This is a genomic window from Burkholderia sp. LA-2-3-30-S1-D2 (assembly GCF_001523915.2).
In the GTDB taxonomy this organism is placed as follows: Bacteria; Pseudomonadota; Gammaproteobacteria; order Burkholderiales; family Burkholderiaceae; genus Burkholderia; species Burkholderia diffusa.
Genome location: NZ_CP013383.1, coordinates 1,837,483 through 1,853,624, shown reverse-complemented (window position 1 = coordinate 1,853,624; position 16,142 = coordinate 1,837,483). Strand labels below are relative to the sequence as shown.

Sequence of the window (16,142 nt, the reverse complement as noted above, 5' to 3'; positions counted from 1 at the left end):
ATCGGGATGTCGGCGCATGGGCTTCCGTGCATCGTGCCGGATTGGACGGCGCGGCGGCAACCCGAGGGGATGATCATGAGAAAGCTACATTCCGTGGCAGTCGAGATGGCGATAGTCACGTTGACGATTGTCGTGCTGGCGGGTTGCGGCGGTATGTCTCGCCGCGGAACGGATACCGTGATCGGGGCGGGCGTCGGTGGCGTCGCCGGCGCGGTCCTGACGGGCGGCAGTGCGTTGGGCACGGTGGGCGGCGCGGCCGTCGGCGGCGTTGTCGGCAACCAGGTCGGGAAATAGGCCGGCCGAACGGTAGGGAATCGGCACGCGCACTCGCCGTCACGGCGAAGCGCGTGGATACGGGCGTGACCCGGAGTGCGACCGGTATGTCGGCATTTCTCCTGAACGGCGGGCTGAGGCTGTCCTGGTGGCAGCTTGCGTGGGTCGTGTTCGCGCTCACGCACGTCACCATCATCAGCGTGACCGTGTACCTGCACCGCTGTCAGGCGCATCGGGCGCTGGATCTGCGCCCGTGCGTCAGCCACTTCTTCCGGTTCTGGCTGTGGTTGACGACCGGCATGCTGACCATGCAGTGGGTCGCGGTGCATCGCAAGCATCACGCGAGGAGCGAGACCCCGGAGGATCCGCATAGCCCGCGAACCCGTGGCCTCGCGACCGTGCTGCTTCGCGGCGCGGAACTGTACCGGGAGGAAGTGCGGAACGAGGAAACGCTGCGCCGGTATGGATCGGGCACGCCGGACGACTGGCTCGAACGCCACGTCTATGCCCGCTATCCGAATCTCGGCGTCGGGCTGCTCGCCGTGATCGACGTCGGGCTGTTCGGGCTCCCCGGCGTGGCGGCATGGGCGATCCAGATGATGTGGATTCCGTTCTGGGCCGGCGGCGTGATCAACGGTTGTGGCCACTTCAGCGGTTACCGGAATTTTGCGACGCCCGATGCGAGCACCAACCTCTTCCCGTTTGGCATCCTGATCGGCGGGGAAGAACTGCATAACAATCACCACGCATACGTGACGTCTGCCAGGCTGTCGAACCGATGGTTCGAGTTCGACATCGGCTGGCTGTACATCCGCCTGCTGGCGGCGTTGAGACTGGCGACCGTTCGGCGCGTCGCAACGAAGCCGCGCCTGCTCCCGAACAAGGCAGTGGTCGACGACGCAACGCTGCAAGCGGTCATCCGCAACCGGCATGCGGTGATGGCCGCTTATGCGCGCATGCTCGAACCCGCCTGCCGGCGGGAGTTGCGCCGCATCAAGGACATGAGCTGCGACGACAAGCGCGCGTTCGCGCTCGCCATGAAACGCTGGCTGCGCCAGGCCTGGGGCCATCGGGGCAAGCCCGATCTGCGGGCGCTGACGAGCCCCAATGCCAACCGGCGAATGCGCGTGTACGTCGATATGTACGAGGCGTTGCTCGAGCTATGGACGTGGTCACACGCGTCGCACGAGCAATTGCTGGTTCAGTTGCAGGATTGGTGCCGTTGCGCGGAGCAGAGCGGCATCGAGGCGATCGCCGATTTCTCGATGCGCTTGCGCCGGTATGCGTGATTATCCCGAGCCGCCCGCGACCTGCGATACAGGACACCGGCGTGCCATGGCGTGTGCACGTGCCGCTCATTTCGCCCGATTGTCGGGGCGCAAATAGCGCCACTTGCTCGCATTCGAATTGATGCCGGCATCCTGACGGATGCGCCTTTCGGACCGCTCGATGTCGGCGCGGGCGAGATCTTCCCGCTGCTTTTGCCGGGTCGCCTGATCGCGTTGATCAAGTGGTGTGCCTGAATGTTGTTTCATAGATCCTCCTGACTGGAGCGTGCCGTGTATCGATATCGACCACTGCCGCGAATGCGTGCAGACACAGAATGGGCGAGAAAAAGGGGGGAGTCGGTACGATGCCGTGCAGTGGCGGTTAGCGTCGCTTCAAATCTTCATGCAGATGCTTTTCAGCGATGTCCGCCGTGACCCGCGTGCGCCCGGTACTTTGCCGGACAGACTCCACGCTCGCGCTCGTCCACCTTGAGATCGAAAGAGTCGATGCACGTGACGAACCGGGTGCATCGAGCACGTGGCCCGCATGAAGGAGCTGGGCAACTTACGTCCCGGCTGCTCCGGCATTCGAGATGCGGCACGGCATATTTCGACGCGAACGGCGCGTGCGCGTGTCGAGGCTGGCGGGTTGCGTTGGCTGCGCCTCGCGCGGGTCTGCGTTACCGGTCTGCGTTCCAGTAGCCATGCTTGCCGTAGAACTCATGCAATTCGATTTCGTAGCTTCGATGAACGAGCTGCGAATCGTCGTAGAGAGGGCTCCGGCGGATTGCATCGCGCGTGAGCGTGGTCGATACCGTTTTCGTTGACCAGTCCACGTGGTCGAGCCAGTGGGTCGCGATCAGCACTTCCTTGCCGGTCGACCACCAGCTCGACGTGTCGATCGCCAGGTAGCGGATCACCCACGCTTCGTCGTCGTAAATGAAGTCCGACACGTGGCCGATATGTCCGTCCGTGGCTTCGAGCCGATATCTGTCGACCTCGCCGGTGCTATGCAAATGCGTATCCGCCGGTGCGCTGGACGGCGCGGTGCCCGAGAAAAGCGGATCGCCCGCTTCAGGGTCCTGTGACGGCCCCACGGGATCGAAAGCCGGGTACGCGCCCATTCCCCAAAGGTTTGGCCCGCCCCAGTAAGTCGGGTAGTTGTAGTAACGCAGGATCTCGACTTCGTGCTGGCGGGATACCGGCTTGTGCGTGTCCAGATTCGGGCTATCTCTCACTTGCTGTTGCGTCAGGTTGACATATAGCGTGCGGAACTCGGCATGCGTGACGGAATACGGCGAGATCAGCACCTGCCTGTCGTGCAGCCAGTCGCCCGTCTCGACGACGAGGTAACGGATGCACCAGTTGTCATCGTCGAAGTAGGCCTGGTGGATGTGCCCGATATCGCCGTCCTTCGCTCGAACCGTGTCGCCGTGCAGCTTTCGGATGCTTCGCAACATGATGTCCTCGCCAGAGCAATGCCCGGCGCTTTGCTGATCCGGCCGACATGCCTGCCGTGCGGTGGCATCCAGCCGTTCGTCCGCCGATGCGGAGCGTTTCTTGCCGAGCGCGTCCCCTCGGATGGCCGGCATATTTGAAACGCTACACGCGACGAATGGCCGATGCGGTACGAAACCGTACAAAGCGCGAACGGAGGCAATAGGTCGGCCCTCCTGCAGGCATGTCGCGACATCCAACCTGACGCTACCATGAGGATGGCGAATAAGTTAGGGTTGACACGTTGATGAGCTACCGGGCCTCATTGGGGCAGCGGCGAATTCGGTCAGGTGGCATAGCTCTACGCGCGACGCGCGGGCTCAGTCTGTCCGATGCCGACGGTTTGTCGGTGCGCGTGAGGAGCGGAACCGGAGCGGCTCCGGAGCGTGCGCGGACCGGCTGCGTGTTTGTCAGCGCGGTCCGGCTGAGCCGAGGTCCCGGTCGATGCGACGGCAATGCGAAGCCGCGAGCGTGTTCGTCCCGCAATGTCCGGTGTGTTGCGGCGAAACACGCGCATGCCCGGCGGAATATTCAGATCGGGCCTATGCTGGCGTTGTGACCGGCGGCATTCCACGCTGGCGTGTTGTCAGCACGCAGCCCGTCGAATCCGGGCCAGCCTCATCCGGCACTCAGCTCCACGGAGGTGGATATGCGCAGCAGGTATCGAGAGCAGCATACGAATGGTGGCAAGAGCGAACGCAATGTCGACGAGGCGGTCGAGGGGACGTTCCCCGCCAGTGATCCGCCGTCGATCGGCGGTGTCACCCGGATGATTTCCCGCCCGGCCCATCGAAAGCATCACCGGAAGTCGCACCACATCAAGCACCGATAGCGCAGGTTGCGCGGCGCGGGTTGGCGCGTTGCGTGACCGGGCTACTGGGTAGCCTGAATGTAGCTAATCAGTCTCGTCGACAGCGCGAAGGTGTCGATCCTCCGGTTTCGCGCCTTCGGGAGCGTCACGGAAATTTGCGGTGCGATAGCGGCTAGAGTCGCTTCAGATCGGGAAGCAGGCGATCGAATTCGCGTTTGACCACTCCATAGCATTCGCACACGCGCTTTTCGAGTCCGGGGCGGTCCAGCACTTCGATATGGCCGTAGTTGTAGCGGATGAGGCCTGCGTCTTGCAGCTTCAATGCCGCTTCCGTTACTCCCGACCTGCGCACGCCCAGCATGTTGGCGATCAGCTCCTGCGTCATGCGCAGCTCGTTCGAAGGCAGGCGGTCGAGGCTGAGCAGCAGCCAGCGGCACAGTTGCTGATCGATCGAGTGATGCCGGTTGCACACCGCGGTCTGGGCCATCTGCGTGATGAGCGCCTGGGTATAGCGCAACAACAGGCGTTGCATCGAATTGCCGCGCCGGAATTCTTCCTTCAGGATGCGCGCGTCGAGCCGGTAGGCTTGCCCCGCGCTTTGTACCACGGCGCGGCTCGGCGTCGTTTCGCCGCCCATGAACAGCGACACGCCGATCATGCCCTCATGGCCGACGATCGCGATTTCAGCGGAAGAGCCGTCCTCCATCACATACAGCAGGGAAACGATCGACGTGGTCGGAAAATAGACGTGATGAAGCTGGCCACCCGACTCGTACAGCACGTTTCCCAACGGCATGTCGACAAGGGTCAGGTGAGGGGCGAGGTGATCTCGTTCATCTTCTGGCAGCGCGGCAAGCAGGTGATTTTCGGCAATGGGCGGGTTGTCCAGCATGCGTGGCTCCTGCGCTCGCGCGCGGCTGACGATGGAGAATCCGGCCGATATGGGCGCAGCGGGAATTGGCGGGACGGGGCAACCATCATACTTTACCGATCCGACGACCGGACAGGATGGTGGGGCAATGCGTCCTTTTTTTTCGATGAGTTCGGAATGACCGTTCGAATGCGAATCTACCTTCAAGAATTATAGTGTCGGCACATGTCTCATCAAGGTTGCGCGCTCTCGATACGGCACCGATATTTCACTGCGCGGTTGACGGAAAATCGTGGTCGCGCACGCGTGCGCAGCGTCGACCGCGGAAGATACGCGTCGATGAATCGGGTGCGTCGGTGTTCAGCGTTCAGGTGGGGGTACGTCGAGGCGGTGGATCCAATCGAAGCGCGCGAAGCCGGAGGGAACGCGAGGCACTGGCGATATCATGCCGCTTACGAATGCCATTGAAAGTCTGATCACGCAACTGCGCAAGATCATCAAGACGCGTGGTCACTTCCCGAATGATGAGGCGACTGCGAGCGACATCCGATTGACGGAGTGCCCGCAAGCTGGGCGCTTCATTTCCGGCGCCGCAGTCGATTTAGAAGCTCGAGCGCTACCATGTCAGCATCGTTGTTCATCATCTCCGCTCGCAGCAGCAAACCGCCGACACGAACGGCCGCATCCCAGCTCGCCTCCGACATCGTCTGGTGATTGGTGGCCAGTTGCTCGGCGAGAGCAAGTAGCGCCGTCATCGTTCCCGGCTCGCCGGACGTTCGGCACTCTTCATGCCCTGCAACTAGCTGGAACAGAGCTAGAATCGATTCGGCAGTGATGGGAGGGGTGGCCATATGATCCTTATACGCCCTTTATCCTTGCCGGGCGAACTTTCAAGTCTGGCCCTTGAGCTCGCCTAGTATCGCCGCGCGTACCCTTCTCGATACAGAGTCGCACCGATAGACGTCAGCAGGGCGATGTCTTCCTCGCTCAATGTGTTCCATGCCTCTGCCAGCCAACCAGCAAAGCCTGCGCAGGCGTGGTCCATGTCGACCATCGCTCTTCCTTCGGCGTTCAGTTGTTCGAAAACAGTGATCACATCGTGGGGAGTCATGAAGTGCTCCTGATGAGCTTCCAGCATACTCGGTATCCAGTCCGGCGCCACCTAAATCGACCGACGCAGTTGATGTCCACGCTGAATTGACCCATCGGGGACGCGATATGCATATCGGCAAATGCGGGCTTCGACGCCATGTGTATTCACTACCTGTACGCCATTCGTGATTGCCGTCTGTGGGGAGGCCGCCAATGTTTTGAAACGGCACTTGCCATGCTTGGTGAATCACCCAGGCAGGTCGGCACGCCAGCTCCGGCTGATGCGGACATTCATGCAGGGGTAGACAATGGCCGATGCGATGCAGCGGTATAGGAGCGAACTGTCCGCAGCCACGCGCGGCAGAGGTGCACCGGCTTCTATTTGCCCTGGAAGTAGCGTGAAGCAGGCCACTGTGTTCCTCCCAGAACGTTAGCAAGACCTGTTGCATGCTGACTGGCACGAGGAGACAGCCGGCGTTCAGGTCAACGGCGTTTGCTGGCTCCGCCCGGATTGCGCTGGATCGAGTTTGACGGTAGCGACGACGGTACCTCGACAGAACTCGTCTTGAGATATCGCGCGTTGGTGATTATTCATAGAAGGCGTGCGATGATGCTCCAGTGCACGCGACCCAAAGCCGACAACAGCCGACTGAATTTATCGGTATCGTGGACGGGGTCGTCATTGCCCGACTGCGCGGAATGGAGTACTTAATAGTGCGTCTTGAGTGAGCCCTTCACCAATAAGCAATTGTCGTGGGGGCCCAGTGCGCTGCGGAACATTTTTATATCCATGGTCTTTGCGGCCGGCTCCCAAGGGTCGTTGTAAAAGACAACTGTATCCTTGACTCCAGTCACGACGATGGCATGCTGCTGCCCCATGTGGAAGGCGCCGCCGGCCCAGATTGGACCGTATCTCCATAGAGCGTCTTCCAACCATTCCGTTGTGACTTCTGTTTTGAATGGCTTCGGGGGATCGAGGGCCATGAGGCCCTCGACACGGATAAGCTTCGAGATGGACGCTTGGGCCATCCCCTGATCCTTGCGCCATACATCCGGTAAGCCAAGCCGTGGCCCTGGACGAAAGTAATATGAAACCATGCACGCGGCTGCGTACCAGCAAGCCATGTCTCCATGTGGTTGCGGGCCTTTGCCGTCGCCCTTGTCGAGCGTCAGCCACTCACCGTCGGAATTTCTTCGTTGCCCGACGAGAGGCACAGTAAGTAACCGATAGTTCGGGCGCTTCATTCCTGATCTCCCGAGCGATGCTATGTGCTGAAGAATAGGAAGTATTGCAACGCGAAGCAACGGCGGGACTCAACTCGCACCGCGATGCGAATTATTCAATTGCTGCAGAATAGCGCGTCGTGCGCTGTCCCATTGCAGCGTCGTGGCAAGGATCGGTTCCGCTACGATGAGCACGCCCAGGATTTTGAGCCAGAGGATCAGGCGCGCGTTCGCGACCATACTCCCATCAGCGCTGTCGTGACGATTCGGCGCGACTTCGTCAACACGCAAGGGCCACGACGGTGGGGTGTTGTTTGTGGCGAAGAGCGCGTCCAGGCGGTCTGGCCGATCCGGTCGATGTTCGCGCTGACTCGTAGCGAGCAAAGCGCATGGTCCTTGCTCCAGACGACAAGCACTTCGGAAATCGTCTCATCGCAGCCGGCCGTAGGCGGAACGGTCCTTCCCGGGCTTAGACGCGAGATCGACGCGATGGATCTCCGCATCGCCCGGATTGCGACCGTCAGCGGCCGGTTGATCACGGCCGCCGAGATGGTGATCGTGGCAGGCGCGGCGTTGACCGGGCTCGCTGCGTACCCGTTGCGGCAGCGTTGAAAATAGAAGGCCCGCGATACGCGGGCCTCGTGCAATCAGCAATTGCCTTTCTTTGCCTGTCCGGGCGGGCAGAACCCGTTCCTCGGTCCGCCTTGCGGCGCAATGACCACCGGTGGGCCCGGCACGTATGCGACGCACCCGCTGAGCGCGCCGACCACGCTCGCCGCTGCAAGCAATGCGATAACCCCTTTCTTCACTTCGTTCTCCCGTTTATTGAGGAAAGGGCCGTGCGGCCCTTTCGATGATGCTGCCGACGCGTCAGAAGCTGAAATTGACGTTCGACTGGCTGGTCGTTGCGTTGACGTTCGTCGATTGCGTTGCGCCCGACGCTGCGTCCGCCTCGATCGTATATTGTGCCGCGGCACCCGGCGACGCAGCCAGCGCGACCGGCAGCGAGCCCGAGTAAGTGCCGACGATCGGCGCGGCCGTGGGTACATTGAGCGCATAGGCGCCCGTATCCATGTTCGCGTTGATCGACGTGATCTCGTACGCGTTTGCATCGACGGTCTGCAATGCACGCACGAACGCGTCGGCGCTTGCCGTCACCGTGCCGCTGACCGTGCTCATCGTCGATGCCGGCAGCGTGATCGGCGCGTTCGACGCCGACACCGCCGTGGTCGTGTTCACGACGACAGGAACCGAGCGCACGATGCCTGACGCGAAGTTGTTCTGCACGATCACGACGTCGTAGTTGCCTTGCGTCGAGCTCTGGATCAGCGGCGACAACACGAACTTCCCGGTACCGTCGGCAACCGTGCCGCGGACCACCTTGCCGCCTTGTTCCGCATACACCGTCGCGCCTGCTTCGGCCGATGCGACGTAACCGGAGATCGCACCGCTCACGACGGTCGGGATCGCGGTGACGACCGGCTTCAGTGCGTACGTGCCGTTGCCGCGCTGGACGATCGACTTGCACGCGTCGAAGTCGAGCACGAGGTCGACGAGCGTGTTCGGCTGAACCGTGAAAGGCTGGATGATCTTGTAGCCGCTTTGCGTTGCGCTCGGCGTCGCGAGCGCCTGTTCCGTGCCGCCGGTCGGAACGACCGAGTTCGCGAGGGTATTGCCCTGGTTCTGCGCGAGAACCAGGCGGACCTGTTGATACTGGCCCGCCGGCAGCGCGGTCTGACCGATATCGGCGAGCACGCCGTTGGTCAGCGACAGCAGGTCGATCTTCTGTGGTGTCGCCAGCGTGATCGTCGACCAGCCGGCGTCGTTGTCGGAGGCATTCCCATTCGCATTGACGCGGACCTGCGAGACGGTTATGTAGACATGATCGAAGCCGCATGAAGGCGCATCGGTCATCGCGACATGCAGCGTGCCGGTTTGCGGGCTGCCGCCATCACCGCCGCCGCATCCTGCGAGCGCCAACGGCACCGCTGCCGCACATAGTGCGGCCTTCCAGAACGTCTTGTTCATTGTTTTGTCCCCCTCCGAATTTATTGTGGGTGCAACGAAGCATAGCGTCGGGAAGTGCCCACAGTATGGGCAGTTTTGAAACGAACCGTAAATTCTGCGTCGGAGCGTAAGGACTGACGCTTCTCGATCGGTATTCGCGATGCAAGGGCAGGTAATGCAGTTCGCGGCGAATGAATCACGTCCGGGAACACGGCCCGTTTCGCGATCGGCGAAAACTTGATCGGTGAAAGCACTGAATCCGCCCCGATTATTTCGCCGCTATAGTCGAAGCACGAACGGTAGTCGCGTGCGCCATGCGCCGCCACCGTTCAGGTAACGACTGTAGACGGGTGCTGTATGAAAAACACAATCGAAAAGACCACCGGACCGGTGTGGGGTGTGGCGGCAGGCGTAATCCTGGCTGCCGCGGGACTGAGTCTCGGCATTTTCCCGAAATCGCTGAACAGCATGGGAACCGTAAACGACTTCATGGCATCCGGCGTCGCGATGCTGGGGATCTTCCTCGTCGTCTATTCCACGCACGAACTACGACGAAAACGCCTGAACTGAGCGTCGGGGCACCGTCTCCGCGCCGAACGCTCCAGGCCGACCGCCGGCTCAGGAATGCGCGCGCCCGTCGGCGGAGCCGGAATCGACCAGCAGGTCGTCGACGATGATTTCGCCGGCCGCCCGGCCCGCGCGCAACGCGTTAAGGGTGTCGTCGAACAGGCGGCCGCCATCGTCGCCGAGCCGGACCGGCGCCAGCAGGCGCGGCGCGCAGCCGGCCGCGCGAACCTGTACGACCGCCACGAACCCGAACCGAAGCGTGGCGGGTGGCGGCGCGTGGTCGCGCGGTTCGTCCAGCCGGAATTCGCAGCGGACATCGATGGTGTATCCGCGGTAGGTGTACGCACTGTTCATCTGCAGCTCGCTCGGAAGGGAACGCGACGACGGACCGTGGGCGCATGATATCGGCTCGTGCGAGCCGGTGGGGATGGGGTGTCTACCTACTTGAGGATTTCGTGCCGGTAGACGAGCTCGACGATGCGCTTCGTCGGGATGCTCGCGCGCAGCGCATCGACATTGTCGATACGAAACCACTTGCACGTCTCGATCTCGTTGCTGGCCTGGGCCGTATGCTCCGGGCCGACTTCCGCGAAGAACACATGGTGCACCTTCGCGAGCCCCGTGAACTGCATCGAATAGACGAGATTCTGGCCGACGATGCCGGTTTCTTCCAGCAGTTCCCGATGTGCAGCCTCGAGCGGCGTTTCGCTGCGCTTGATCGTGCCGCCGGGCAACGCCCAGCGCGACGATACGCGCGCAACGAGCAAGACCTGTTCTTCGCGGTAGCAGACGACGGTTGCGCGTTCCTTGACGGGAACCGCACTGGCTTCCGGCGTATTCGTGGAGACGGGAGCTTGAGGCATGATCCGATTCTAGCGAGAGTCGGCCGCCCGTCCAAGCGGGAGCCGCCGAGCGCGCCGCGGCCCGTCGGTCGGGCCGCGTTGCGATGGAATCCGTAGCGTTACTTCTGTTCCGGCAAGAACCAGTTCATCACGAGCGCGCAGATGCCGCCCGTCGCGACGCCCGATTCCAGCACGTTCTTCAGTGCATGCGGCAGGCTGTTCAGGATATCCGGCACTTGCGACACGCCGAGGCCGAGCGCGAGCGACACCGCGATGACCAGCAGCGCACGGCGATCGAGATGGACGCCGGACAGGATGTTGATGCCCGATGCGGCCACCGCGCCGAACATCACCATCGCCGCACCGCCGAGCACGGGCTCGGGCACGGCCTGCAGCGCGCCCGCGACGACCGGGAACAGGCCGAGCACCACGAGCATGCCCGCGATCCAGATGCCGACGTAGCGGCTCGCGACGCCGGTAATCTGGATCACGCCGTTGTTCTGCGCGAACACGGAGCTCGGGAACGTGTTGAACACGCCGGCCAGCAGCGAGTTCGCGCCGTTCACGAGCACGCCGCCCTTGATCCGTTGCATCCACACCGGTCCCTCGACCGGCTCCTTCGAGATCTTGCTGGTGGCGGTGACGTCGCCGATCGCCTCGAGCGACGTGACGAGGTAGATGATCAGCATCGGCACGAACAGCGACCACGAGAAACCGATGCCGAAGTGCAGCGGCGTCGGGACCTGGAACAGCGCGGCCTGATGCACGCCGGTAAAGTCGAGGCGGCCCAGCACCGCAGCCGCGGCATAGCCGATCACGAGCGCGATCACGAGCGCGGTGCTGCGCACCCACACGATCGGCACGCGGTTCAGCAGGATGATCGTGCCGAGCACGAGGCACGACAGCGTCAGGTTCTGGGCGCTCGCGAACGTGCCGTTGGCCATCGCGCCGTAGCCGCCGCCCATGCTGATCAGGCCGACCTTGATGAGCGTGAGGCCGATCAGCAACACCACGATGCCGGTGACGAGCGGCGTGATCAGGCGCTTCACGAACGGCAGGATGCGCGACACGCCCATCTCGACGAACGAACCGGCGATCACGACGCCGAAGATCGCGGCCATCACGGTCTCGACGGGCGTGCCCTGCTTGACCATCACGCTGCCGCCGGCGATCAGCGGGCCGACGAAGTTGAAGCTGGTGCCCTGCACGATCAGGAGGCCGGCGCCGAGCGGACCAAAGCGCTTGCACTGCACGAAGGTCGCGATACCGGAAATCACCAGCGACATCGACACGATAAGGGTCGTATCGCGGCTCGATACGCCGAGCGCCTGGCAGATCAGCAGGCCGGGCGTGACGATCGGCACGATGATCGCCAGCAGGTGCTGGAGCGCGGCGACGAAGGCGACCATCGGCGCGGGCCGGTCATTGGGGCCATAGACGAGGTCGCGCGACGAATCGGCGTCGTCGGTGCCGTGGGAGGCAGATCGGGCGGGGGAGGCGGGTTGCATGGCGAGCGGGCCGGACAGGATGGAAAGTGCGGCATTTTAGCCGAAGGGCCGGCTGGCGCCCCCGGCGCGATGCAATGGTCGGGATTCGGGAAAGCGGTGCCGGATCCGTGTCGTCGAGTGCGCGGCGCCGCCCCGGTTTGTCGGCGCGTGCGGCCCGGCGGGCGCGCCGGCGGACAGCTGGCGGGCAACTGGCGGACCGTCCGTCCGGGCAGGGCACGTCGGTCATCGCGGCCGCCGTGCGCGGCGTCGAGGCGCTGGCACAGTCGCTTGCGCTGGAGCTCAGGCCGATTCGCGTGAACGTCGTCGCGCCCGGTTTCGTCGACACGCCGCTGTACGACGCATTCGGCCCGCAAGCGCGCGACGCGATCCTCGGCGGGGCCGCGTCGTCGTTGCCGGGCGGCCGCGTCGGTCGCGCCGATGAAGTCGGGGAAGCGATCGCGTTCCTGCTGGGCAACCGCTTCATGAATGCCGAGATCCTGCACATCGACGGGGGCGGCCGGCTGGTGTGAGGCGCGGGCGTTGCGTGCGGATCGTGATGCTTCAGTCGGCGGCGCCCGTTTGCGTGCCGCGCGCCCGTGCGCGCGGTGCGCGGGCCGCCGGATACGCGCGTTTGCACACGTCGATGACGACATCGCGCAGACGGCGATGCACCGGGTCGCGCTGCATCCGCGGATGCCAGAGCGCGGAGATCAGGATCTCGGGCAGCCGGACCGGTATCGTGAAGGTGCGCAGCCCCAGCGCGTCCACGAGCCCCGGCGTGAATGCGTTGCCGAGGCTCGAGCGCGGCACGAGCGCAATCAGGTCGGTGCCGGCCGCGACGCGCATCGCATCGGGATAGCCGGGCACCACGACCTGAACGACTTGGGCGGGCGCGAGCGTGCCTGCCGGACCGTTCGCCGGCCCGCCGAAGTCGCCGAGCTGCGATGCGATCACGTGACGGCAGGCCGCGTAGCGCGCAGGCGTGATCCGGGCCGCCGCGAACAGCGGATGCCCGGCGCGTGCCACCGCGACGTGTCCGTCGTGAAAGAGCTCGCGCGTGTGCAGTTCGGGCGCGTCGTCGCCGCGCTTGCCGATTTCCAGGTCGACCGTGCCGTCGCGCAGCGGCCCCGGATCGCGGTCGAGCCTGGCGACGAAACGCATGCGCACACCGGGTGCGATTTCGCTGATCGCGGCGACCACCGGGCCGGCGAGCATGTCCATGAACGACGCCGCCGCACGAATGGTGAACGTGGACGACAGCGTGGCCATGTCGAGATCGGCCGTGGCCGGACGAAGCACGGCCCGGGCATCGCTCGCGATGGCATGCACGCGATCGCGCAACGCCGATGCGTGCGGCGTCGGCACGAGCCGGCGTCCGGCGCGCACGAGCAGCGGGTCGCCCGTGGCGGTGCGCAGCCGCGTGAGCGTGCGGCTCATCGCGGAGGTGCTCAGTCCGAGCCGGCGCGCGGCGCCGGTCACGCTCCCTTCGGTCAGCAGCACGTCGAGCGCGGTGACGAGGTTCAGGTCGATGTCGTCCATCCGGACAGCATACGGCATCGCACGCCGTGACAGGGCGTTTAATGCAACTATTGATTGAGTTCGGTGCGTCTGGTGCATGTGAAGGTGCACGCCTATAGTGGCTGGATGACGAACGCCGGCAAAGGTGAAATCCATGCAATCGACTTTATCGAACCCCAGGACACCATCGATCCTGCTCGTCGCGGCCTCGCGCGGCCTCGGGCTCGCGATGGCGGAACAGTTCCTGAACAAGGGCTGGCACGTCACCGGAACCGTGCGCGCGGCATCGGGGCGCACGCAGCTGCACGCGCTCGCCGAACGCTTCGACGGACGGCTCGAGGTCGAGACGCTCGACATCTGCGAGCCGGAACAACTGACCGCGCTGCGCGCGCGCTTGTCGGGCCGGCGCTTCGACATGCTGTTCGTGAACGCCGGCACGACCAACGATCCGAACGAAACGATCGGCGAAGTCACGACCGACGAATTCGTGCGCGTGATGATCACGAATGCGCTGGCGCCGATGCGCGTGATCGAGGCGCTGCAGGATCTCGTGACCGCGGACGGCCTGACCGGCGCGATGTCGTCGGGGCAGGGAAGTGTCGCGAACAACGTGAGCGGAATGCGCGAGGTCTACCGCGGCAGCAAGGCCGCGCTGAACCAGTTCATGCGCAGTTTCGCGGCGCGCCAGGCCGGCACGCCGCGCGCGATGGTGCTGATGGCGCCGGGCTGGGTCCGCACGGAACTCGGCGGGCCCGATGCGCGATTGACGATCGACGAAAGCGTGCCGAGCCTCGTGAACGTGTTGATCGAGAAGCAACGGCGCGCGGGGCTCGAATACCTCGATTACCAGGGGCGCACCGTGCCGTGGTAGCGGCCGGAGCAGCGGCGCGCGTGACGCGGGCAAAGCCGGCCGGCCAGGGCATCGCGCCGGCATGCGACGAACCTGCCGCGAACCCACCGCGAACCGGTCGCGCGGAGCGCTGCCGCCGCGTGCGTGACGATGCGCTGCGCGCACGGCGCCGATTCAATACAATGCGACGTCTGGGCGTCGGCATCGTGTCGGGCCGCCGACCGCCACCTTCGACGAGCAACCGCGCATTGTGGAATGACGACCCGTCATGACGGGCGCTGGCGAATACGGAGCGCAGCATGAACGAACCTTACCTGCAGGTCATCGCGCATTTCTTCGCGAAACCCGGCAACGGCGACCGCGTGATCGAACTGCTGGCCGAACTCGCGCCGGCCACGCGCGCCGAGCCGAAAAACCTCGACTATGCGTACTTCCGGTCGCCGGTCGATCCCGACCACATCGTGATCCTCGAGCGCTACAGCGAAGCCGACGGCCTCGACGTCCATCGGGAAACGCCGCATTTCCAGCGGATCGGTGTCGGCGCGATCATTCCGCTGCTCGATCGCCGCGACGTGACGCGCTACATGGTGCAGCCGGACACCGGCACGGCGACGCCACCGGGAGACGCCCGATGAACCCGTTTCAATTCCGTACCGTTCCGACGCAGATCGTCGAATTCGGCGCCGCGCGCCGGCTCGGCCCGCTGTTGCGCGAACGCTTTCCGGCGCTCGCGCGGCTATGCGTCGTCACGGACGCGTTCCTGCATCGCAGCGGCGTGCTTGCGCCCGCGCTGGAGAGCCTCGCCGCGCACGGCTGGCAGGTGACCGTGATCGACGACGTGATCGCCGATCCGCCCGAGCACGTCGTGCTCGAGGCGACCGCGCGGGCGGTGGCGGCCGATGCGGAAATCGTGCTCGGCCTCGGCGGTGGTTCGTCGATGGACGTCGCGAAGCTGATCGCGGTGCTCGCGCCGGGGCGGCAGGCGCTGGCCGACATGTACGGCGTCGACAAGGTTGCAACGTCGCGTCTGCCGCTCGTGCAGATGCCGACGACGGCCGGCACCGGCTCCGAAGTGACGGCCGTGTCGATCGTCACGGTCGGCGAGGCGCGCAAGATGGGCGTCGTGTCGCCGCACTTGTTCGCGGACGTCGCGATCCTCGACGCCGAGCTGACACTCGGTCTGCCGCGCGCGGCAACGGCCGCGACGGGCATCGACGCGATGGTGCATGCGATCGAGGCCTATACGTCGTCGAGGCTCAAGAATCCGGTGTCCGACATGCTGGCCGTGCAGGGATTGACGCTGCTGTCGCGCAACCTGCTGAAGGCCTGTGACGACGGCCGCGATCGGCACGCGCGCGAAGCGATGCTGGTCGGCGCGATGTTCGCCGGCCAGGCATTCGCGAACGCGCCGGTCGCGGCCGTGCATGCGCTGGCCTATCCCGTCGGCGGCATTTTCCACGTGCCGCACGGGCTGTCGAACGCGCTCGTGCTGCCGCATGTGCTGCGTTTCAACGCACCGGCTGCCGCGCCGCTGTATGCGGAGCTCGCGGCGATCGTCGCGCCGTCGGCGAGCGGTAGCGACGAAGCGAGGACGCAGGCGCTGATCGACGAGATCGATCGCCTGATCGTTGCGACGGGCATTCCGCGCACGCTGCGCGAGGTCGGCATCGGCGAGGGCGACCTGCCGAGGATGGCGTCGGACGCGATGCTGCAGACGCGCCTGCTCGTGAACAATCCGCGCGAAGTCACGGAAGCCGATGCGCTGGCGATCTATCGGCAGGCGTGGTGATGCGGCGCGCGTGACTTGCCGCGCGCGAGCGCATTGACGCAGGCCT

Annotated in this window: 20 protein-coding genes; 9 read left to right on the top strand and 11 right to left on the bottom strand. The window is 64.4% G+C overall.

Annotated features, from left to right (window positions below):
- Positions 1–6 precede the first annotated feature (6 nt).
- Together WS66_RS34755 and WS66_RS08500 are read left to right on the top strand one after the other, a co-directional pair.
- Positions 7–294, top strand: coding sequence for a glycine zipper 2TM domain-containing protein (locus WS66_RS34755; protein WP_335672033.1), 288 nt, complete (start codon positions 7–9; stop codon positions 292–294).
- A gap of 86 nt (positions 295–380) precedes the next feature.
- On the top strand, positions 381–1,562 hold the full coding sequence (locus WS66_RS08500) for a DesA family fatty acid desaturase (RefSeq protein WP_059598740.1): 1,182 nt from the start codon (positions 381–383) through the stop codon (positions 1,560–1,562).
- A gap of 66 nt (positions 1,563–1,628) precedes the next feature.
- Here the strand turns inward: WS66_RS08500 and WS66_RS08495 are convergent, their stop codons facing one another.
- Both WS66_RS08495 and WS66_RS08490 read right to left on the bottom strand, forming a co-directional pair.
- Positions 1,629–1,808, bottom strand: a complete 180-nt coding sequence (locus WS66_RS08495) for a hypothetical protein (RefSeq protein ID WP_082728782.1) — start codon at positions 1,806–1,808, stop codon at positions 1,629–1,631.
- A 413-nt stretch (positions 1,809–2,221) separates the two neighbouring features.
- Positions 2,222–3,001, bottom strand: coding sequence for a PRC-barrel domain-containing protein (locus tag WS66_RS08490; protein WP_059598813.1), 780 nt, complete (start codon positions 2,999–3,001; stop codon positions 2,222–2,224).
- A gap of 686 nt (positions 3,002–3,687) precedes the next feature.
- On the opposite strand from WS66_RS08490, the gene WS66_RS34750 reads away from it, so the two are divergent.
- On the top strand, positions 3,688–3,870 hold the full coding sequence (locus WS66_RS34750; RefSeq protein WP_082728783.1) for a hypothetical protein: 183 nt from the start codon (positions 3,688–3,690) through the stop codon (positions 3,868–3,870).
- A gap of 151 nt (positions 3,871–4,021) precedes the next feature.
- On the opposite strand, the gene WS66_RS08480 is transcribed toward WS66_RS34750, so the two are convergent.
- From WS66_RS08480 to WS66_RS08465, 4 genes are all read right to left on the bottom strand, one after another.
- Positions 4,022–4,741 carry a Crp/Fnr family transcriptional regulator gene (locus WS66_RS08480; protein WP_059598741.1) on the bottom strand — a complete coding sequence of 240 codons (720 nt, stop codon included), beginning with the start codon at positions 4,739–4,741 and terminating at the stop codon, positions 4,022–4,024.
- A 557-nt stretch (positions 4,742–5,298) separates the two neighbouring features.
- On the bottom strand, positions 5,299–5,571 hold the full coding sequence (locus WS66_RS08475) for a hypothetical protein (RefSeq protein WP_059598742.1): 273 nt from the start codon (positions 5,569–5,571) through the stop codon (positions 5,299–5,301).
- 62 nt (positions 5,572–5,633) lie between these two features.
- Entirely contained in the window at positions 5,634–5,831 is a 198-nt protein-coding gene (locus WS66_RS08470; protein WP_059598814.1) for a hypothetical protein, read from the bottom strand.
- Between the two features lie 689 nt (positions 5,832–6,520).
- The gene (locus WS66_RS08465) at positions 6,521–7,057 is read right to left on the bottom strand and encodes a papain-like cysteine protease family protein (protein ID WP_082728784.1); all 537 of its coding nucleotides are present in this window, start codon (positions 7,055–7,057) and stop codon (positions 6,521–6,523) included.
- An 84-nt stretch (positions 7,058–7,141) separates the two neighbouring features.
- Here WS66_RS08465 and WS66_RS08460 point away from each other — a divergent pair, with 84 nt between their 5' ends.
- Positions 7,142–7,648: a hypothetical protein gene (locus WS66_RS08460; RefSeq protein ID WP_159086530.1), complete on the top strand. Its 507-nt coding sequence runs from the start codon at positions 7,142–7,144 to the stop codon at positions 7,646–7,648.
- A gap of 258 nt (positions 7,649–7,906) precedes the next feature.
- Here the strand turns inward: WS66_RS08460 and WS66_RS08455 are convergent, their stop codons facing one another.
- Positions 7,907–9,064, bottom strand: a complete 1,158-nt coding sequence (locus tag WS66_RS08455; RefSeq protein WP_059598745.1) for a DUF4382 domain-containing protein — start codon at positions 9,062–9,064, stop codon at positions 7,907–7,909.
- A 336-nt stretch (positions 9,065–9,400) separates the two neighbouring features.
- Here WS66_RS08455 and WS66_RS08450 point away from each other — a divergent pair, with 336 nt between their 5' ends.
- The gene (locus WS66_RS08450) at positions 9,401–9,613 is read left to right on the top strand and encodes a hypothetical protein (protein WP_059598746.1); all 213 of its coding nucleotides are present in this window, start codon (positions 9,401–9,403) and stop codon (positions 9,611–9,613) included.
- A gap of 48 nt (positions 9,614–9,661) precedes the next feature.
- Here the strand turns inward: WS66_RS08450 and WS66_RS08445 are convergent, their stop codons facing one another.
- The 3 genes from WS66_RS08445 to WS66_RS08435 form a co-directional block, all read right to left on the bottom strand.
- Complete coding sequence (locus WS66_RS08445; protein WP_059598747.1) at positions 9,662–9,964, bottom strand: hypothetical protein; 303 nt, start codon at positions 9,962–9,964, stop codon at positions 9,662–9,664.
- Positions 9,965–10,050: 86 nt separating this feature from the next.
- Positions 10,051–10,473, bottom strand: coding sequence for an NUDIX hydrolase (locus tag WS66_RS08440; protein WP_059598748.1), 423 nt, complete (start codon positions 10,471–10,473; stop codon positions 10,051–10,053).
- A gap of 98 nt (positions 10,474–10,571) precedes the next feature.
- Positions 10,572–11,960: a nucleobase:cation symporter-2 family protein gene (locus tag WS66_RS08435; protein ID WP_059598749.1), complete on the bottom strand. Its 1,389-nt coding sequence runs from the start codon at positions 11,958–11,960 to the stop codon at positions 10,572–10,574.
- A 107-nt stretch (positions 11,961–12,067) separates the two neighbouring features.
- Between WS66_RS08435 and WS66_RS08425 the strand changes: the two genes are divergently transcribed.
- Positions 12,068–12,469 carry an SDR family oxidoreductase gene (locus WS66_RS08425; RefSeq protein ID WP_236872881.1) on the top strand — a complete coding sequence of 134 codons (402 nt, stop codon included), beginning with the start codon at positions 12,068–12,070 and terminating at the stop codon, positions 12,467–12,469.
- 31 nt (positions 12,470–12,500) lie between these two features.
- Here the strand turns inward: WS66_RS08425 and WS66_RS08420 are convergent, their stop codons facing one another.
- Positions 12,501–13,478, bottom strand: a complete 978-nt coding sequence (locus WS66_RS08420) for a LysR family transcriptional regulator (protein ID WP_059598815.1) — start codon at positions 13,476–13,478, stop codon at positions 12,501–12,503.
- 133 nt (positions 13,479–13,611) lie between these two features.
- Between WS66_RS08420 and WS66_RS08415 the strand changes: the two genes are divergently transcribed.
- From WS66_RS08415 to WS66_RS08405, 3 genes are all read left to right on the top strand, one after another.
- Complete coding sequence (locus tag WS66_RS08415; RefSeq protein ID WP_059598750.1) at positions 13,612–14,328, top strand: SDR family oxidoreductase; 717 nt, start codon at positions 13,612–13,614, stop codon at positions 14,326–14,328.
- A 278-nt stretch (positions 14,329–14,606) separates the two neighbouring features.
- Positions 14,607–14,942 carry a putative quinol monooxygenase gene (locus WS66_RS08410; protein WP_059598751.1) on the top strand — a complete coding sequence of 112 codons (336 nt, stop codon included), beginning with the start codon at positions 14,607–14,609 and terminating at the stop codon, positions 14,940–14,942.
- On the top strand, positions 14,939–16,096 hold the full coding sequence (locus WS66_RS08405; RefSeq protein WP_059598752.1) for an iron-containing alcohol dehydrogenase: 1,158 nt from the start codon (positions 14,939–14,941) through the stop codon (positions 16,094–16,096). Before WS66_RS08410 ends, WS66_RS08405 begins: the two co-directional genes overlap by 4 nt.
- Positions 16,097–16,142 lie beyond the last annotated feature (46 nt).

What these genes read in the sequence shown, in the direction of transcription:
- WS66_RS08465 (WP_082728784.1), bottom strand. Translation starts at nt 7,057, where the DNA reads ATGAAGCGCCCGAACTATCGGTTACTTACTGTGCCTCTCGTCGGGCAA.
- WS66_RS08470 (WP_059598814.1), bottom strand. Translation starts at nt 5,831, where the DNA reads ATGACTCCCCACGATGTGATCACTGTTTTCGAACAACTGAACGCCGAA.
- WS66_RS08415 (WP_059598750.1), top strand. Translation starts at nt 13,612, where the DNA reads ATGCAATCGACTTTATCGAACCCCAGGACACCATCGATCCTGCTCGTC.
- WS66_RS34750 (WP_082728783.1), top strand. Translation starts at nt 3,688, where the DNA reads ATGCGCAGCAGGTATCGAGAGCAGCATACGAATGGTGGCAAGAGCGAA.
- WS66_RS08495 (WP_082728782.1), bottom strand. Translation starts at nt 1,808, where the DNA reads ATGAAACAACATTCAGGCACACCACTTGATCAACGCGATCAGGCGACC.
- WS66_RS08445 (WP_059598747.1), bottom strand. Translation starts at nt 9,964, where the DNA reads ATGAACAGTGCGTACACCTACCGCGGATACACCATCGATGTCCGCTGC.
- WS66_RS08490 (WP_059598813.1), bottom strand. Translation starts at nt 3,001, where the DNA reads ATGTTGCGAAGCATCCGAAAGCTGCACGGCGACACGGTTCGAGCGAAG.
- WS66_RS08410 (WP_059598751.1), top strand. Translation starts at nt 14,607, where the DNA reads ATGAACGAACCTTACCTGCAGGTCATCGCGCATTTCTTCGCGAAACCC.
- WS66_RS08420 (WP_059598815.1), bottom strand. Translation starts at nt 13,478, where the DNA reads ATGGACGACATCGACCTGAACCTCGTCACCGCGCTCGACGTGCTGCTG.
- WS66_RS08455 (WP_059598745.1), bottom strand. Translation starts at nt 9,064, where the DNA reads ATGAACAAGACGTTCTGGAAGGCCGCACTATGTGCGGCAGCGGTGCCG.
- WS66_RS08475 (WP_059598742.1), bottom strand. Translation starts at nt 5,571, where the DNA reads ATGGCCACCCCTCCCATCACTGCCGAATCGATTCTAGCTCTGTTCCAG.
- WS66_RS08405 (WP_059598752.1), top strand. Translation starts at nt 14,939, where the DNA reads ATGAACCCGTTTCAATTCCGTACCGTTCCGACGCAGATCGTCGAATTC.
- WS66_RS08500 (WP_059598740.1), top strand. Translation starts at nt 381, where the DNA reads ATGTCGGCATTTCTCCTGAACGGCGGGCTGAGGCTGTCCTGGTGGCAG.
- WS66_RS08450 (WP_059598746.1), top strand. Translation starts at nt 9,401, where the DNA reads ATGAAAAACACAATCGAAAAGACCACCGGACCGGTGTGGGGTGTGGCG.
- WS66_RS08435 (WP_059598749.1), bottom strand. Translation starts at nt 11,960, where the DNA reads ATGCAACCCGCCTCCCCCGCCCGATCTGCCTCCCACGGCACCGACGAC.
- WS66_RS08480 (WP_059598741.1), bottom strand. Translation starts at nt 4,741, where the DNA reads ATGCTGGACAACCCGCCCATTGCCGAAAATCACCTGCTTGCCGCGCTG.
- WS66_RS08440 (WP_059598748.1), bottom strand. Translation starts at nt 10,473, where the DNA reads ATGCCTCAAGCTCCCGTCTCCACGAATACGCCGGAAGCCAGTGCGGTT.
- WS66_RS08460 (WP_159086530.1), top strand. Translation starts at nt 7,142, where the DNA reads ATGCGAATTATTCAATTGCTGCAGAATAGCGCGTCGTGCGCTGTCCCA.
- WS66_RS34755 (WP_335672033.1), top strand. Translation starts at nt 7, where the DNA reads ATGTCGGCGCATGGGCTTCCGTGCATCGTGCCGGATTGGACGGCGCGG.